The sequence below is a fragment of the Cyclobacterium amurskyense genome, assembly GCF_001050135.1.
Taxonomy (GTDB): domain Bacteria; phylum Bacteroidota; class Bacteroidia; order Cytophagales; family Cyclobacteriaceae; genus Cyclobacterium; species Cyclobacterium amurskyense.
Map to the genome: position 1 here is coordinate 601,251 of NZ_CP012040.1, position 17,557 is coordinate 618,807.

The 17,557-nt window shown below is 39.6% G+C and carries 16 protein-coding genes; 12 read left to right on the top strand and 4 right to left on the bottom strand.

The annotated features are described in order from the left end of the window. From CA2015_RS02335 to CA2015_RS02345, 3 genes are read left to right on the top strand one after another with little or no spacing between them, the layout of a single operon-like run. A complete protein-coding gene (locus CA2015_RS02335; RefSeq protein WP_048640433.1) occupies nt 1-279 on the top strand; it encodes a hypothetical protein in 279 nt (92 codons plus the stop codon). After that, on the top strand, nt 276-1,037 hold the full coding sequence (locus CA2015_RS02340; protein ID WP_048640434.1) for an MBL fold metallo-hydrolase: 762 nt from the start codon (nt 276-278) through the stop codon (nt 1,035-1,037). The genes CA2015_RS02335 and CA2015_RS02340 overlap by 4 nt, the downstream gene beginning before the upstream one ends. Nucleotide 1,038: 1 nt before the next feature. Beyond that, a complete protein-coding gene (locus tag CA2015_RS02345) occupies nt 1,039-2,604 on the top strand; it encodes an NFACT RNA binding domain-containing protein (protein WP_048640435.1) in 1,566 nt (521 codons plus the stop codon). A gap of 204 nt (nt 2,605-2,808) precedes the next feature. Here CA2015_RS02345 and pyk read toward each other — a convergent pair whose 3' ends face one another. After that, nucleotides 2,809-4,239 carry a pyruvate kinase gene (gene pyk / locus CA2015_RS02350; RefSeq protein ID WP_048640436.1) on the bottom strand — a complete coding sequence of 477 codons (1,431 nt, stop codon included), beginning with the start codon at nt 4,237-4,239 and terminating at the stop codon, nt 2,809-2,811. Nucleotides 4,240-4,250: 11 nt separating this feature from the next. Further along, the gene (locus CA2015_RS02355; RefSeq protein WP_048640437.1) at nt 4,251-4,679 is read right to left on the bottom strand and encodes an IPExxxVDY family protein; all 429 of its coding nucleotides are present in this window, start codon (nt 4,677-4,679) and stop codon (nt 4,251-4,253) included. A 148-nt stretch (nt 4,680-4,827) separates the two neighbouring features. On the opposite strand from CA2015_RS02355, the gene CA2015_RS02360 reads away from it, so the two are divergent. From CA2015_RS02360 to CA2015_RS02380, 5 genes are read left to right on the top strand one after another with little or no spacing between them, the layout of a single operon-like run. Further along, the gene (locus tag CA2015_RS02360) at nt 4,828-5,064 is read left to right on the top strand and encodes an acyl carrier protein (RefSeq protein WP_010855324.1); all 237 of its coding nucleotides are present in this window, start codon (nt 4,828-4,830) and stop codon (nt 5,062-5,064) included. Nucleotides 5,065-5,083: 19 nt separating this feature from the next. After that, nucleotides 5,084-6,337, top strand: a complete 1,254-nt coding sequence (gene fabF, locus CA2015_RS02365; protein ID WP_048640438.1) for a beta-ketoacyl-ACP synthase II — start codon at nt 5,084-5,086, stop codon at nt 6,335-6,337. A 2-nt stretch (nt 6,338-6,339) separates the two neighbouring features. Beyond that, complete coding sequence (gene rnc, locus CA2015_RS02370; protein WP_048640439.1) at nt 6,340-7,083, top strand: ribonuclease III; 744 nt, start codon at nt 6,340-6,342, stop codon at nt 7,081-7,083. 39 nt (nt 7,084-7,122) lie between these two features. Then, nucleotides 7,123-8,979 carry an NAD(+) synthase gene (gene nadE, locus CA2015_RS02375; RefSeq protein ID WP_048640440.1) on the top strand — a complete coding sequence of 619 codons (1,857 nt, stop codon included), beginning with the start codon at nt 7,123-7,125 and terminating at the stop codon, nt 8,977-8,979. Nucleotides 8,980-9,011: 32 nt separating this feature from the next. After that, a complete protein-coding gene (locus CA2015_RS02380) occupies nt 9,012-10,118 on the top strand; it encodes a prolipoprotein diacylglyceryl transferase (protein WP_048640441.1) in 1,107 nt (368 codons plus the stop codon). 1 nt (nt 10,119) lies between these two features. Here the strand turns inward: CA2015_RS02380 and yidD are convergent, their stop codons facing one another. Then, nucleotides 10,120-10,341: a membrane protein insertion efficiency factor YidD gene (gene yidD, locus CA2015_RS24505; RefSeq protein WP_084011602.1), complete on the bottom strand. Its 222-nt coding sequence runs from the start codon at nt 10,339-10,341 to the stop codon at nt 10,120-10,122. Nucleotides 10,342-10,415: 74 nt separating this feature from the next. Here yidD and CA2015_RS02390 point away from each other — a divergent pair, with 74 nt between their 5' ends. From CA2015_RS02390 to CA2015_RS02400, 3 genes are all read left to right on the top strand, one after another. Further along, nucleotides 10,416-11,876, top strand: a complete 1,461-nt coding sequence (locus CA2015_RS02390; RefSeq protein WP_084011604.1) for a BamA/TamA family outer membrane protein — start codon at nt 10,416-10,418, stop codon at nt 11,874-11,876. A 77-nt stretch (nt 11,877-11,953) separates the two neighbouring features. Next, nucleotides 11,954-12,781 carry a PorV/PorQ family protein gene (locus CA2015_RS02395; protein WP_048640443.1) on the top strand — a complete coding sequence of 276 codons (828 nt, stop codon included), beginning with the start codon at nt 11,954-11,956 and terminating at the stop codon, nt 12,779-12,781. Continuing rightward, nucleotides 12,778-14,880 (top strand): ComEA family DNA-binding protein, encoded by a 2,103-nt coding sequence (locus CA2015_RS02400; RefSeq protein WP_048640444.1) that lies wholly within the window; start codon nt 12,778-12,780, stop codon nt 14,878-14,880. The genes CA2015_RS02395 and CA2015_RS02400 overlap by 4 nt, the downstream gene beginning before the upstream one ends. A 45-nt stretch (nt 14,881-14,925) precedes the next feature. Here the strand turns inward: CA2015_RS02400 and mscL are convergent, their stop codons facing one another. Further along, nucleotides 14,926-15,345 (bottom strand): large-conductance mechanosensitive channel protein MscL, encoded by a 420-nt coding sequence (gene mscL, locus CA2015_RS02405; protein WP_048640445.1) that lies wholly within the window; start codon nt 15,343-15,345, stop codon nt 14,926-14,928. A 114-nt stretch (nt 15,346-15,459) separates the two neighbouring features. Here mscL and CA2015_RS02410 point away from each other — a divergent pair, with 114 nt between their 5' ends. Further along, nucleotides 15,460-17,520: a S9 family peptidase gene (locus CA2015_RS02410; RefSeq protein ID WP_053086632.1), complete on the top strand. Its 2,061-nt coding sequence runs from the start codon at nt 15,460-15,462 to the stop codon at nt 17,518-17,520. Nucleotides 17,521-17,557 lie beyond the last annotated feature (37 nt).

A 17,557-nucleotide genomic window follows, 5' to 3' on the forward strand; every position in this document is an offset into this window, starting at 1 on the left:
ATGACCGTCAAATACACCAAAAACTTTTTGGATAAATTAGAAAATATCTTTGCCTCATCAGCGTATCACCTACGTTATGAGAAAGGCAATTTTAAATCTGGTTTTTGTATTTTAAAGGAAACAAAAATTGTAATTATAAATAAATATTTCACCCTTGAAGGTAAAATCAATGCCTTGTTGGACATTCTAAAAGAGCTTGATTTTAACCCTCAATCCTTCGAAGATCAAAAGCAACAAGATTTTCTTATTGAACTTAAACAAACAGAATTGAAGCTTTGAAAATCAAATTTTTAGGAACTGGAACATCTCAGGGTGTTCCGGTGATAGGCTGTAACTGCAATGTATGCACCTCTTTGGATTTTAGAAACAAACGCCTTAGAACCTCATTACACCTGGAAATTAACGGACTTAGCATTGTTATCGACACTGGCCCGGACTTTCGCACACAAATGCTTAGAGAGGCTGTAACCCACCTTGACGCGGTTCTTTTTACCCACGAACACAAAGACCATACTGCAGGACTTGATGACATACGTCCATTTAATTTCAAGCAACAAATGGACATACCGCTATATGGCACTGTTCAGGTTTTAGAGCAAATTAAAAGTGAGTTTTCCTATATCTTTGCCAAGACCAAGTACCCAGGAGTTCCAAGGGTATTATTGAATGAAATATCCAACACTCCATTTGAAATTCAGGGCAATAAAATCAATCCTATCCAGGTCATGCACCATAAGCTACCTGTTTTTGGATACAGGTTCGGGAATTTCACTTATATCACAGATGCAAATTACATTTCACCTGAAGAGATAGAAAAAATAAAAGGCAGTAAGGTATTGGTAATTAATGCCTTGCAAATAAAGCCACATATTTCCCATTTCACCCTTTCTGAAGCACTAGAACTCATCTCCATAATCGCTCCTGAAAAAGCATACCTGACCCATATAAGCCATACAATGGGCACACATCAGGAAGTGACCGAACAGCTGCCTCGCAATGTTGAGATAGCCTATGATGGCTTAAAAATCCAACTTTAACATGCACCTTAATTATCACTTCTTTAAATTTTTATGCCCCGCTTTAAAAGCTGAAATTCTAGGTGGCACTATTACTTCCTGCTTTTCCCAAAACAAAGAGGAGCTTATCATTGAACTAAAGAAAACCGATGGCAATCCTTTCTTTATTCGGGCTTTACTTTTACCTGCTAATACAAGTATAAGTTTCCCTAAAGACTTTAAAAGAAGTAAAAAAAACAATGTTGATCTCTTCCCTGAAATAATTGGAGAAAAAGTCACGGATATTCAGCTACTGAATTTTGAAAGGGCTTTCTACATCTGCCTTAAGGACACCCATGCCCTACTATTTAAAATGCATGGCAGTAGGTCTAATATTGTCTTATACAAAGACAAGGAGGCTACTCCCTATGCCATCTTTAGAAAAGAACTTAAAGAGGACATGGGTCTTAAAATTCAAGAGCTTGAAAAATCCTTAGAATTAACTGAGGCAAGATTCAAAGAACTAAAAGGAAATGCCTCACAATTTCTCCCTACACTGGGCAAATTACCCAGAGCTTGGCTCAAGGAAGCCGGCTATCTGGAAGCGGACATAAACACCCGGTACAAGCTGATGGTGGAAATTATGGACCTGCTTGACAGTCCATTTTTCTCAATTCTCCATAAAAACGACAATTATTTCCTCACCCTTTTACCTTGTTCCTCTTCTATTGCCAGCACCACTGACCCTTTAGAGGCCTGCAATATTTACTTCCAGAAAGCAGTAGTCAGAAAAAACTTTGAGAATGTCAAAAACCAATTGCTTCGAAACCTTCTCGATAGACGCAAAAAAACAGTAAATTACATCAATAAGACCAGTCAAAAACTGGAAGAAATGGAGAATGACTCTCCTCCTAGCCAAACGGCAGACATCATCATGGCCAACCTTCACCAGATCCCCAACGGGGCAGAAAAAGTGAGCCTATTTGATTTTTACACCAATGAAACACGAGAAATTACTTTAAAAAGAGGCCAAAGTCCCCAAAAGTTTGCGGAGCAACTTTACAAAAAAAGCAAAAACAAGAAAATTGAATTCGAGCAATTACGTAAAAACCTGGCCCAAAAAGAAAAAGATCTAAAGGAGATTGCCAAGGAAGAGGAAGTTTTGAACCAATCTGAAGACTTCAAATCAATTAAATCACTCATCAAATCTGAAAACAGATCATCCAAAAACCAAGCCCAGCTACAATTACCTTACAAGCGATTTGAAACAGAAGGGTTTGAGATTTGGGTTGGAAAATCTGCTAAAGCAAATGATGAGTTACTAAGAAGGTACACTTGGAAAGACGATCTATGGCTTCATGCAAAGGATGTAGCTGGATCACATGTTATCATCAAGACCCAATCAGGCATGACGCCAACCAAGAGCGTTCTTGAACGAGCTGCTGCACTAGCCGCCCATTATTCAAAAAACAAAACATCGTCCCTTGCAGCCGTCATGTACACCCCATGCAAATACGTCCGAAAGGTGAAAGGTTCTCCACCTGGGGCTGTGATGGTGGACAGGGAGAAGGTAATTTTAATAAAACCTGAGGGGCCCGAAGAAATATAAGCAAATACACAGCTCAGAAAGGGCTTGCTTGTCACTTTGATATCTTAAGACCGAGGTTTCATCCTGAAAAAAGTAAATACGATTATTAGAAATATATTAGCCCTTGGGATAAAAAAAATGGCAACCCAATTTATCGAGTTGCCATTTATAAGTTTTTTCTACAACCGAATCATTTACAAACAATTCGATCTCAGAAGGCATCAATTAATCCACTACGTGAATTTTCAACATATTTGTTCTTCCTTTAGCTTTTAGAGGCATGCTAGCTGTATTGATTACAATATCCCCTACAGCCACATGTTTCTCCGCTTTTAGCCTATCCTGAATATCTTGGAAAGTACCATCTGTGGACACTTGGCTATCATAATAATAAGCCCTTACCCCCCAGACTAGACTTAACTGAGTAAGTAGGTTTTTATTTCTTGTGAAAACAAAAATATCTGCCGAAGGGCGGTGTGAAGAAATTCTGAATGCTGTAAATCCGGAACTGGTAATACCAACAATTGCTTTGGCTTTCACATTTCTAGAAAGCCTACTTGCCATAAGCAATAAGTTATTGCTCATGTAGCTCTCTGTATCTTCAGGGATCTTATAAAGGTTGTGATAGATGTCTGCATTGACTTCTATATGGTCAATGATACTGCTCATAGCTTTAACGGCCGCAATAGGGAATTTACCTGATGCAGTTTCAGCGGAAAGCATAACAGCATCTGCACCATCCAGAACGGCTGTAGCTACATCATTGGTTTCAGCTCTTGTAGGTCTAGGGTTAACAATCATGCTTTCCATCATTTGGGTAGCAATGATCACGGGTTTGCAGGCGATTTTACATTTTTCCACCATTCGTTTTTGCCAAAGAGGCACAATCTCCATAGGAACCTCTACACCAAGATCTCCTCTAGCCACCATAATTGCATCAGTAGCTTCGATGATTTCATCAATATTATCAAGAGCTTCAGGTTTCTCTATTTTGGCAACAATCTTACAAGCTTTACCAGCTTTTTGAATTCTTTCTCTTAGATCAAGAATATCGTCAGCGCTACGTACAAAGGATAGGGCTATCCAATCTACTTCATTTTCAAGACCGAATTCAAGATCAATAAGATCTTTCTCCGTAAGAGAAGGTGCGCTAATTTTAGTATTTGGAAGGTTGATACCTTTTCTAGATTTAAGTATGCCGCCATGTACTACTGTACAATCAACATTTTTACCATCCGTATTAAGGACTACCAATTCCAAATTTCCATCATCAATTAGAATTCGATCTCCTTTGACAACGTCATTTGGTAAATTTTGATAAACAGTGCTTACCAAGCTGGCATTACCCATCACAGGATCGTTGGTTATGGTTATGGAATCACCAGGATTAATTAGTACTCCATTATTTTCCACCTCACCTACTCTAATTTTCGGACCCTGAAGGTCCTGCAAAATACCTGAATTATTATTCATGCTTGCATTGATTTCACGGATGGTTTTGATCACCTCTGCGTGAATACTATGGTCGCCATGGGAGAAATTCAACCTGAAAACATCAGCCCCAGCCATTACAAGCTCTGTTATTGTTTCCTTATTATTACTGGCAGGACCAATAGTGGCTAATATTTTGGTTTTATTAAAAATAGGTACTCTCATTTTCTACTTATTTAATATGTTAACAGGTTTTCTTTTGATTTTAACTTAATAGTATCAATTTTAACAATACTATGAATCCCTTTTACTACCGAAAGGCCGTCAATATACGTATTTAAATCCACTTCATCCGTAAAGTCCTGACAGAGTAAAAAGTAATCCATACTTTGGAGCTCAGGTATCAAGTATCTTGAGTGCCCTCCCACCGGATATGACTTATTTTTCAACAATTGGATGAATCCATGTTCTTTTTTTAACATAAATTGAGAAATAATTAAATCTGGTTGATTTAAGAATTCCATATGATAATCTTCTGCTTTTTTTAAATTTATTCCCAAAGTAGAATTGATCAGCCAAGCCAATTTATAGTCCTTTAAAGGGGCTACAAGGCCTAAAAGATCAAAATCGAAGGTGGTTTCAAAAAGAAGCTTGCTTTTCTTCATTCAGGAAGAATTTAAAAGCTCAAAGGTAAAAATTTTATTCCAACTTCTAACTTTGTGCGAAAGTTCTTGATTTAGTTTGTCATTTTTTTTGACATTAAGGTATTAAATAATTTTCTTTGCGGTGTGTTTAAACTAAACTGATCACAAAATGTCTGAAATTGCACAAAAAGTAAAAGCCATTATCGTTGATAAGTTAGGCGTCGAAGAATCTGAAGTTACTCCAGAAGCGAGCTTTACCAATGACCTTGGTGCCGATTCTTTAGATACTGTAGAGCTTATCATGGAATTCGAAAAAGAATTCAACATTTCTATTCCGGATGACCAGGCTGAGCAGATCGGTACGGTTGGTCAGGCTGTTAGCTATTTGGAAGCTAACGTAAAATAACCCATACTTAAAATCATTTATGAATTTAAGAAGAGTTGTAGTAACAGGTTTAGGTGCCCTTACACCAATCGGCAATACCGTTCCAGAATTCTGGGACGGCTTGTCGAATGGTGTAAGCGGCGCTGCGCCTATTACCCGTTTTGATGCCTCAAATTTCAAAACCCAATTTGCCTGCGAAGTAAAGAATTTGGATATACTTCAATTTATGGACAGGAAAGAGTCCAGGAAGATTGATCCATATGCTCAATATGCAATGGTAGCCGTAGCGGAAGCCATGGAAGATTCTGGACTTGACCTTGAAAAAATTGACCTTACCAGGGCTGGAGTAATCTGGGGATCTGGTATTGGTGGATTGAGAACTTTTCAAGACGAAGTCACTGATTTTGCAGGTGGAGACGGAACACCAAGATTTAACCCCTTTTTCATCCCTAAAATGATAGCTGATATCGCTGCAGGGTTTATTTCCATTAAATATGGATTTCAGGGGCCAAATTTTGCTACTGTTTCAGCTTGTGCCTCAGCTACTAACGCCCTATTGGATGCATTCAATTATATCCGATTGGGAAAAGCCAATATCTTCATTTCTGGAGGGTCGGAAGCTGCAGTAACTGAAGCAGGTGTAGGAGGGTTTAATGCTTTGAAGGCATTATCTCAAAGAAACGATGACCCAAAAACTGCCTCTAGGCCTTTTGATAAGGACAGGGATGGTTTCGTTCTTGGGGAAGGAGCCGGTGCATTGATTTTGGAAGAGTACGAACATGCTAAAGCACGTGGAGCCAAAATTTATGCTGAATTAATCGGTGGTGGAATGACAGGTGATGCTTACCACATTACTGCACCTCATCCGGAAGGAAGAGGAGCTGCCAATGTGATGAAATTCGCCCTTGAAGACGCCGGTTTAGAACCTGAGGCTATTGATTACATTAATGTGCACGGTACTTCTACTCCTCTTGGAGACTTAAGTGAAGTAAAAGCCATTAAAAATATCTTTGGCGATCACGCGTATAAAATCAATATCAGTAGTACAAAATCCATGACAGGTCATCTTCTGGGAGCTGCTGGAGCTATAGAAGCCATAGCATCAATATTAGCGATGAGAAACAGCCTTATTCCTCCTACCATCAATCACTTTACTGATGATGAAGAGGTGGATGAGAAATTAAACCTCACCTTTAATAAAGCTCAGAAAAAAGAAGTCAATGTAGCACTGAGTAACACTTTTGGTTTTGGTGGGCATAACTGCTCTATCATCTTCAAAAAAATAGCAGAATAAATTTGAAATTACTTCGGTTGCTCAGAATACAAGAGCTAACTTATAATAAGAAAGATAAAAGGCTTGCTTTCGCTATAAAAAACATAGTGGGTAGCAAGCCTTTAAATTTATCTCTCTATAGACTAGCGTTCAGACATGTTTCTGCATCGAAGGAAATAAAAGCCGGTGTAAAAATAAGCAATGAACGCCTAGAATACCTGGGTGATGCGGTATTGGGCACAATTGTGGCCGAATACCTCTTCCAAAAATTCCCCTACCGAGACGAAGGCTTTTTGACCGAAACCAGGTCCAGAATTGTAAACAGAGAAGCTTTGAATCAGGTTGGGCAGAAAATTGGCTTACCTAAAATAGTGGAGTCCGAAATGGGTACCAAAGTCCCCTATAGCTTCAAATCTCTTTATGGTGACACGCTAGAAGCCCTTATTGGAGCCATTTACCTGGATAGAGGGTTTTACTTTTGCAGAAAATTTATCAATAGTAGGTTGATCACTCCATTTTTTGATTTGGACAATATCATTACCACCACTACTAATTTCAAAAGTAAGATCATAGAATGGTCGCAAAAGGACAATAAAGAAGTCGACTTTAACCTAAAATCCGTAGAAGGTAGCCAAAGGTTCAAAGAGTTTAAAGTAGAATTAAACATCAATGGCTCTCCTTATGCTGAAGGAAAAGGTGCCACAAAGAAAAAAGCCGAACAAGAAGCAGCTAGAATTGCCTGCGAAAAACTTCAAATAATCCCCTAATCCACGCATTCCCATTTAGGTCTCTAAAAAATCAATAACATGTCTCCATTACTTCTGGCTGCCGCCACACTCAACCAAACTCCTCTGGATTGGGAAGGAAATCTGAACAATATCATTCAGGCAATTTCCTTGGCAAAAGAAAAAAAGGTTGACCTTTTGTGTTTTCCAGAGTTGTGCATTACCGGATACGGTAGTGAAGATTTGTTCCTGAGTTATTGGTATCCTAAAAAAGCACTGCAAAGCCTTCAAACAATCCTTCCTCATACAAGTGGAATTACGGTATTTGTGGGGCTACCTATCAGAATAAATACCAAAGTCTACAACTGCATGGCCATCCTAGAAAACGAGGAGATTCTAGGCTTTGTACCCAAACAGTTTTTAGCAATAGACGGTGTACATTATGAAGCAAGGTGGTTTACTCCCTGGAAATCCGGCGAAGAAATCATACTTGAGTGTTTTGACACCAAATACCCATTTGGAGACATCATCTTTGAGAAAAACGGCCATAAATATGGTTTTGAAATCTGTGAAGATGCATGGAGAAGCACTGACAGGCCTGGATACCGACTAAAAAAACGTGGAGTAGACATCATTTTCAACCCTAGTGCCAGCCACTTTGCCATGGGCAAAAGCGAGCAGAGAGAAATTTTGGTTAAAGAAAGCTCTACGGACCTTGGTGTTGCTTACTTGTACGTCAACCTGCTTGGCAATGAAAGTGGAAGAATGATCTTTGACGGAGAAATACTTTTCTCCGAAAATGGCCATTGTTTGGTAAAGAACAAATTGCTATCCTACCAGGATTACCAGTTGGTTACGGTAGCTTACCCTGTTCAGCAGCCTCAACCTCTGAAACTTAACCACAGTTTAGATACCAAAAATGAGGAATTCATGGCTGCCTCTACATTGGCCCTCTTTGACTATCTTAGGAAAAGCCGAAGCAGGGGTTTTGTCCTCTCGCTAAGCGGTGGAGCAGATTCATCTACCATAGCCATACTAGTAGCTGACATGGTAAAAAGAGGGGTAGAGGAACTAGGAACAGCCTTATTTTTGAAAAAAATCAATCGTGCATCCGATATTGCTCCAGAAAGTAGCATTCCAGAAATTATCGGGAAAATATTCACTACTGCCTATCAAGGAACGAAAAACTCCTCTGAAGCAACCCTAAATAGCGCCCACAACCTCGCAAAGAGTTTAGGTGCTACTTTCCATCATTGGACCATAGATGAAGAAGTAGATTCCTATACAAAAAAAATTGAAACAGCCCTAGGCAGAAAGCTAACCTGGGAACAGGACGACATCGTTCTTCAAAACATTCAGGCAAGAACTCGTTCTCCAATCATCTGGATGCTGGCCAACATCAAAAATCACCTTCTCCTAAGCACTTCCAATCGAAGCGAAGGTGACTTGGGCTACGCGACCATGGACGGAGACACCAGTGGTAGCATTTCTCCCATTGCGGCAGTTAGTAAAGATTTCATCCTTCAGTGGTTGCGTTGGGCTGAGAAGGAAAAAGGCTATCATGGATTACAGTCCGTCAACGCACTACAACCTACTGCCGAGTTGAGGCCTCAGGAGCAAAGTCAAACAGATGAGGAGGACCTTATGCCCTACCCTATCATTTCTGCTATAGAGAAACTGGCCATAAGGGATAGGAGATCTCCTATGGATGTGTACCTTATTTTGAAAGAAGAAATTTCTCTTGAACCATCTCTTTTAAAAGCTTACATTGCCAAATTCTTTAGGTTATGGTCCATCAATCAATGGAAAAGAGAACGACTAGCCGTCTCCTTCCATTTGGATGAATTTAATGTGGATCCAAAGACCTGGTACCGTTTCCCTGTACTATCGGGAGGTTACCGGGAAGAGTTGGCACTAATGGAAACCCTTGAAGAATAAATCAACGACAATCATAAAAAATATAACAAACCATGATCAATAGTATTTTGTATTACGTCGTTTGGAGTCCAAACCCTTCGATTTTTTCAGGATTTGACAGGTTGCGCTGGTATAGCCTGCTCTTTGCAATGGGCTTTATTATCTCCCAACAATTCATGATTCACTTTTTCAAAAAAGAAGGTCATGATGAAAATTTAGTAGACAAATTAACCATCTACATGGTCCTTGCAACCATTATTGGTGCCAGATTGGGGCATGTATTGTTTTATGAACCAGAGCGTTACTTAAGTAATCCAATAGACATATTAAAGGTTTGGGAAGGGGGTCTAGCGAGCCATGGGGCAGCTATCTCTATCCTTATTGCTTTGTGGCTATATGCCAGAAGAACTCCTGGACAATCCTATTTATGGGTTGTAGACAGAATTGTAATTGTCGTGGCCTTGACTGGGGCTTTGATTCGTTTTGGTAATCTGATGAATTCAGAAATCGGCGGGAAAGCAACAGGCACAGACAGTGGCTTTGTCTTTGCTCGAGAAACAGAGGAGATTTTGAATACCATGAAGCTTCCAATAACTTCCATTAAAGCTTATAAACCTTTAGACCGCCAGGCTGAACTAACCGGAACCGGACGTGTCCCTGTTAATTTTGACATTGAAATCGAGAAGGGGAGTTTTGATGAGGCAAATTTAAAATCTGTTCTAGAGCGAGATGTCAAGTATGCATTGACTCGATTCAATAGTTCAAAGAAATACATGGCGGAGGATCCTGAAACCCCGCTTAACTTGGAAATCAGAGACCAAGGAGATCATTATCTGGCAGTGATAAAAACTTTTGGTCAAGCCAAATACCCTACCCAAATTTATGAATCGCTCACTTATTTATTGATTTTCATATTGCTATTTCTTGGCTGGAAAAAATACAAATCAGAAATTCCCGAAGGATTATATCTTGGATTGTTCCTTATATCGGTATTCGGTATGCGATTCGTTTGGGAATTTTTCAAAGAGAATCAAGTGGAATTTGAGGACAGTCTCACTTTCAATATGGGGCAAGCACTAAGTATCCCATTGGTAGTGATAGGCTTTGGCCTTATCTTTTATTCTTTAAATAACAAAAGAAAACAATCCATTAAAAACTAGCTTACGGGACAGGGTCATGGCCCTGTCCTCCCCATGGGTGGCACCGACCTATTCGCTTGATTCCCATCCATCCCCCTTTTAAGACACCATGTTTCAAAATGGCTTCTTTGGCGTATTGGCTACAAGTAGGATAGTACCTGCAGGACCTCGGAATCAAAGGAGAAATAGCATATTGATAAATCAAAATGGGAAATACAGCAATATTCTTTACTATTTTCTTCACTTTTTCGTATTTACATTAAACAAGCATATTTTTGAAAATAAAGTTCTGTCTCTAAAATCAAAATTCAGATTCAATTGAACATAAAACCGCTATTTTACCGGCTTCTAATCCTTATTTGCATCCTGGGAACAGGTGTTGGCAAAGCCCTGTATGCCCAAGATAGCGATTCACTATATGTCACTTCAGAGGAAGTCGAAACGCCAAAGCAAGTCACTGTCAATAACATCTTTATCGTTGGAAACGAAAAAACCCGTAAAAACATTATTTTACGGGAAATGGACATTGCTGAAAACATGACCTACAATTGGGATGAGTTTGTAGCTCTTGTAGCAGCTGACCAAAAAAAGATATACAACCTTCAACTTTTTACAACCGCCACAGTGACCCCCCTTTTCGTAGGGGATGAGCAGGTTGAGCTTTTGGTGTCTCTAAAAGAAAGATGGTACATTTTACCCAGCATTATCTTTAATTTGGCTGACAGGAACTTCTCTGAATGGTATTCTAATCAAAATCGGGATTTTTCCAGGGTTAACTATGGGGTAAAATTGGACCATAATAATATTGGCGGGAGAAATGAAAAACTTAGGGTGGTCGGACAGATTGGTTTTACCCAAGCCCTTCTCTTGAATTATACTATCCCCTATTTTGATAAAAACCAGCTTCATGGTCTGGCTGCCAGGTTCAATTATTACACGAATAAAAACATCCCTGTAAGGTCAATTGGCAACAAGCAATACTTTTTTAAAAATGCGAATGAAGATATTTTACTACAATCACTTAATGCCTCACTGACCTATAGCTTTAGAGGTAGTTTTTATAATTTTCATTATTTCACAGCAGGGTACAACGACACCCGAATTCATGAGGATGTAATACTTGAAAACCCAAATTATTTTACGCATGAGGGCCAAAAGTTGCAGTACTTTTTGGCTTCTTACCGGTACCGTCATGACAACCGGGACAATGTGGCCTATGCAACTCAAGGAACCTTATTGGATGCCTCTCTCACCAAATATGGTATGTTTGGGAATGATGACATCAATGAGCTAGAATTTAGCATTATGGCCAGCAAGTACAATAGGCTTGGAAGCAAATTCCACTTTGCTACAGGCATTTCTGGCTCAGCTTTTTTTAGCGATCACCAACCTTACACCTTGGTCCGTGGAATTGGTTATAAACCAAATTTTATCAGGGGTTTTGAGCTCAATGTCATTGAAGGGCAACAATTAATTGCTCATAAAAACAGCTTACGCTATGAGTTGCTAAATGTGGCTTTTGACATTTCTAGCTTTATGCCTATAGAGGAGTTCTCTGTTTTTCCGCTTCGCCTATATCTTAGTGGTAACTTTGACCATGGCTATGTAAGAGATGCAAATCGATTGCCTTTAAATGCTCAATATACCAACAAATACCTGGCAGGCTATGGCTTTGGATTGGACCTCATAGGTATGTATGATGCTGTATTCAGGTTTGAATATTCGGTCAACAACATGGGGGCAGGGAGTTTCTTTATCAACGTTAAAGCTCCTATATAATTCGTTTTTTGTTTCTACATTACATTTTTTTATAGTATATTCCAGTAATACTTTCTTTTTCCCCTTATTTTTTGGTTATGGAGAAATGGGTACTATCTGGTTTTTTATTGCTATTCCCCAGTCTTTGCTGGACGCAAAACAGCATGGACCATTTTCCAAAAGGGGCACAAAGTATAGGGATGGGCAATGCAAGTGTCACCCTAAGCGAACCTTGGGCAATCTTTAACAATATTGGGGCTCTAGGTAAGGCACCATCTGAAATAGTAGCCATAGCAGGATACGACCATAGGCTTGGGCTGAATGAACTCACCACTTTGGCTGCTGGAATTATCCTTCCTTCTGAAAAATTAGGGACAATAGGTATCGGTATTTCCAATTATGGTGGAAAGCTCTTCAATCAGCAGCAAATTGGCCTGGGCCTGGCCAAACAATTAGGTTTGGCTAGTTTAGGGATAAAAATCAATTATTTCCAGACTAATATTGAAGGTTTTGGGAGAAGCGCCAGACCTATTATTGAACTTGGGGGAACCGCCGAACTCATTCCTGATTTGTTTTTCGCTGCCCATGTGTACAATATTTCCCGCTCTTCGATTAGCAAGGCAAGTTTAGACTATTTACCGACAGTGGTTAAGGCGGGCATTTCTTACAGACCCTCTCAAAACCTGATGGTCAATATTGAAACTGAAAAAGAACTACAATCCCCACCTCAGTTTAAAGCAGGTATCGCCTATAGCTTTGAAGATAAACTATGGGCGCGGACAGGCATAAGCAGTCAGCCAAACAATCTGTATTTCGGAATAGGTTTTAAGCCCAGACGGTTCCAAGTGGATTATGCGATGAGTCGCAATTACTTATTGGGTTTTACCCATCACTTTTCTCTAAATTATAATCCCTCGGCCCCTTGAAACCAATTATTGTCAGCGGTGTAGGTTTATTTCTGACTTCTTTTGGTCTCCTTGCACAGCAGGCCCCTCCAAGAGAACTCGACATAGAAGCATTCGTAGAAGAGCGCTTTGCCATGCAAGAAGAAGATGTGCCATATGAAGACCTCTATGAAAGCCTCCTTCAATTGTATTTTCAACCTATAGACTTACAGGTGGCCACAAGTTCTGCGCTTCAATCCTTGTATATTCTTAGCCCTATACAAATCCAATCATTCATTAATTACAGAAATCAATTTGGTAAGTTTGCTTCCATTTATGAGCTTCAGGCTATTCCAGAATGGACTTTAGAAACCATCCAAAATATATTGCCATTTGTCGTTATAAATTCCTCAAATACTAACGATGCTCTCCCCAGCCTAAAGCGTATTAAGAAGGCCGAAAATGCCTATTTACTTTTTCGTCACAGAAAGGTCTGGCAAACAAGGAAAGGTTTCAGTCCTCCAGATACGCTAAGCAATGGAGACCTAAGCAATAGGTATCTGGGAGACCCCAACGACCTGTATTTAAGATTCCGCTTACAGCAACCTGCAGATTTCAGTTTGGGTTTGACTTTAGATAAAGATTCAGGAGAAAAATTCACCTGGGACCCTAAAAGCAAACGATACGGATTCAATTATCTCTCTTTTCATTATACCTTGTACAATAAAGGGAAACTAAAGGCACTTTCTCTTGGCGATTATCAATTGCAATTTGGACAGGGATTGGTTTTTGGATCGGGATTTTCTGTGGGAAAAGGAGCAGAGACCATCACCACTGTTAAACGAAGCTCTACTGGACTAAGGCCCTACACTTCTGTAATGGAAGCAGGCTTTTTCAGGGGGCTAGCAGGCACCTACTCATTAGGGAACATAGAAGTTACAGGCATGCTCTCCCGATCTTCCAGAGATGCTAATTTACAGCTAATACAAGATAGTCTTGCCAACGAGTCTTCTTACCTGTCATCATTGGTCCTATCTGGATTGCACAGAACGGAAAGTGAAGTACAGAAAAAAGCCCAAGCTACAGAACACAATGCAGGGTTTAATATAAATTATCAGCTTCCTAACAAAGCGTTACGGCTAGGCGCAAATGCCCTTTACAGCCAATACAGTCAAGCCCTAATCCCCTTAGAAAGAATTTACAATCAATTTGAATTTCGAGGAAAGACCAACTTTACAACCAGCTTGTACTTCACCTACAATTTCCGAAACCACTATTTGTTTGGTGAAACCGCAGTATCCAAAAGCGGGGGACTGGGTCATGTAGCGGGGATAATGAGTAGCCTGAACAGTAAACTGGATTTCTCTATGGTTTGGAGAAAATACGACCGGGAATTTCATTCTTTTTATGGAAATGCTTTTTCCGAAGGTTCTCGTCCAATCAATGAAGAAGGGGTGTATTTAGGTCTCCACTTCAAACCTAACAGAAAAATCAGCTGGTCTGTCTACTATGATTATTTCAGTTTCCCCTGGTTGCGTTTCAGGATGTATGCCCATTCCACAGGCTACGAATGGCTTAGCAGGATAAAATATCAACCAAACAAACAAATGATCCTGTTTTTCCAATTTCGGGAAGAGATCAAAAGCAGAAACGTAATTTCAGAAAATCAAACCAGCAGCCAATACTTACTGGCACGCGGAAAAAGACAAAACATGGTGTGGAACCTAACTTATCAACCAAGCCGCTGGTGGCAGGTTAAAACACGAGTACAGCAAAGCTTTTATCTCATTGATAGACAGAAGTCCAAAGGTTTTTCAATCTCTCAGGATATATCAACAGAAATGGGTCCATGGAGGTTATCGGGAAGAGTGGCACTATTTGACACCGAAGATTATGAAAACAGGCAATACTTGTATGAAAAAAATGTGCTATGGGCCTTCTCTATTCCGAATTTTTATAATCAGGGAATGCGTGTCTATTTTTTGGCACAGTATAAGCTCAATAAGCGACTGACCTTTTGGGGGAGATGGGCAAAAACTACCTATACCAATAGGGAAAGCATAGGTTCAGGCTTGCAGGAAATAAAAGGTAATGAATTGACAGAAACTACTTTTCAGCTTAGGTATCTATTTAACCGGTAAGGGATCTGGTTTAACCCTTACCGGAAAATTTAATTCAATCAGAAATTATTTTGTTTTAAGTAAGTCCCTGATTTCTTCCAATAACACTTCTGTTTTATTAACAGTAGGTGGTGGTGGTGTTGGGGCAGCTTCTTCCTTCTTTTTCAATTTTGTAATTACTTTAACAATCATAAATACTGCAAAAGCGACAATAGCGAAATCAACGGTAAATTGAATGAATGTACCGTAATTAATTGTTACCGCAGCGATTTCTTCCCCTGCAGGATCTATATAGGCATCCTTGAGAACAACTACTAAATCAGTAAAATCAACTCCTCCGACCAATAGTCCAATTGGAGGCATAATTATATCCTTTACCAGTGAGGATACTACCTTCCCAAATGCAGCGCCGATGATCACCGCAACAGCTAAATCTACAACATTACCTTTTACGGCAAAATCCTTGAATTCTTTAATCAATCCCATACTTTTGTTGGTTAATGGTTTTTAATATAAATTTAATAAGCCATTCAATATATGAAAAATTCTATGATTATTGCAAAATAATTATATTCCAAACATTATCACATCAGACAAAACATGTCCAAAACAAAACATATAGATCAACCAATAGCGCAGATAAAACCCAAAAAACTTAGTTTTCATGACTCTACCAGGACTGACAACTACTTTTGGATGAATGAGAGAGAGCATCCAGAGGTTGTGAAATATTTGGAAAAGGAAAATGAATATAAAAATCATTGCCTAAAGAATACAGAAGCCCTGCAAAAAACACTCTTCGAAGAAATGAAGGGGAGAATAAAGGAAGATGATGCCAGTGTCCCTTACTTCAAAAACGGTTTTTATTATTACAATCGCTTCGAAAAAAGCAAAGAATACCCAATTTATTGTAGAAAGGAAGGAAATCTAGAAGGGGATGAACAGACCTTATTGGACATCAATATAATGGCAGAAGGAAATGAATACATGAATGTCAACGCACTGTCAGTAGCTGAAAACAACCAATTGCTGGCTTATTCCTTTGACAATATGGGTAGGCGTATTTACGCTATTCATTTCAAAGATTTGACTAGTGGGGAAGTGTTGGAGGATCAATTAATATCTGTCACTGGTAATATGGCTTGGTCGGCAGATAATTCCACAATTTTCTATACCCAACAAGACCCATTGACCTTAAGGCCAAATAAAATATTCCGCCATGTTCTGGGTACAGCTCAGGAGTCAGATGAGTTGGTATACGAGGAAAAAGATGAAACTTTTACGGTTGGAATAAGAAAATCCAAGTCAAGGAAATTCTTATTTATTGCCAGCCAAAGCACAATTTCTACAGAGTACAGGTTTCTTCCTTTGGATCAGCCTGATGCAAAATGGAAAGTCATTCAAGGTCGACAAGAAGACTTAGAGTACGAGGTTGATCATTATGACAAGCACTTTATCATACTTACCAATGCCGACAAGGCTACAAATTTCAAGTTGGTAAAAACACCAATAGAGAAACCTGAGAAAGAGAATTGGGAAGACCTCATTCCAGTTAGGGAAAATGTATTTTTAGAGGAGTTTGAAGTTTTCAAACATCATTTGGTAATAGCCAATCGATTTGATGGACTGCAAAGGCTCGAAATAAGATCCTGGGATGGAGAAAAAAAACACACCATAAAAATGGAGGATCCAGCCTATACGGTTTGGATTGGTAACAATCCGGAATTTTATACGGAGGTGCTAAGATATGGCTACAACTCATTGACCACTCCGGCTACTATCTATGACTACCATATGGAATCTAGAGAGAAAACCTTAATGAAGCGTCAAGAAGTGGTGGGTGGCCATACACCTCAAGACTACCATTCTGAGCGTGTGTGGGCAACCTCGGCCGATGGAACAGAAATCCCTATGTCCTTGGTATACAAAAAAGACCTTTTCAATCAAAACGGTCAAAACCCGGTTTTACTTTATGGCTATGGCTCCTATGGGCTAAGTTCAGACCCCTATTTTAGTTCCAGTAGACTGAGCTTATTAGACAGGGGTTTTGTATTTGCCATCGCCCATACCAGAGGTGGTCAGGAAATGGGACGATATTGGTATGAAGAGGGCAAAATGTTAAAGAAAAAAAACACCTTTGATGACTTTATTGCCTGTGGAGAGTACCTAATTCAGGAAAAGTATTCTCACCCGAAAAAGCTTTTCGCAATGGGAGGAAGTGCTGGAGGGCTTTTGGTAGGCGCTGTGATCAACCAACGACCTTATCTTTTCCATGGCGTTGTGGCAGCAGTACCATTTGTGGACGTTGTCACTACAATGTTGGATGAAAGCATCCCCTTAACTACCGGAGAATTTAACGAATGGGGCAATCCCAAAGAAAAGGACTACTACGACTATATGCTTTCGTATTCTCCCTATGACAATGTGAAAAAACAGGATTACCCTCACCTCCTGGTTACCTCTGGCTTACATGACAGTCAGGTTCAGTATTGGGAGCCAACCAAATGGGTAGCAAAACTCAGGGCCTTACGCACCAACAAAAACTTGTTACTACTCCATACCAATATGGAAGCAGGACATGGAGGCGCCTCTGGCAGATTCAATGCCTTAAAAGAATTGGCCATGGAATACGCCTTTATTTTATTTCTGGCAGAGAATTAAACCCGAAATATGCAATAGACATTCTATTACGTGCTGA